Genomic DNA, 271 nt, shown 5'->3' with positions numbered 1-271 from the left:
CAAACGCCGCTCGATGCGCTGCCTGATCTCTCCGATACGCAGGTCATCATCAAGGCGTCGTATCCGGGCAAGGCGCCGCAAGTGATCGAGGACCAGGTCACGTATCCGCTCACCACGACGCTGCTCGGCGTGCCTGGGGCAAAAACCATCCGCGCGTATTCGTCGTTCGGCGATGCCTTCGTGTATGTGCTGTTCGACGACACGACCGACCAGTACTGGGCGCGCTCGCGCGTGCTCGAGTACCTGAACCAGGTGCAAAGCCGTCTGCCCC

At 62.7% G+C, this 271-nt stretch carries 1 protein-coding gene; it reads left to right on the top strand.

What is annotated here, in order from left to right:
• Window positions 1-271 (top strand): efflux RND transporter permease subunit (locus tag SB751_RS30675; RefSeq protein ID WP_410749109.1); only part of this gene is annotated, 271 nt, incomplete at both ends.

The sequence above is a fragment of the Cupriavidus sp. SIMBA_020 genome, from assembly GCF_046535395.1.
Lineage (GTDB): Bacteria > Pseudomonadota > Gammaproteobacteria > Burkholderiales > Burkholderiaceae > Cupriavidus > Cupriavidus campinensis.
Note: the sequence above shows the minus strand (reverse complement) of the source record. Positions and strands in the feature narration are given on the sequence as shown.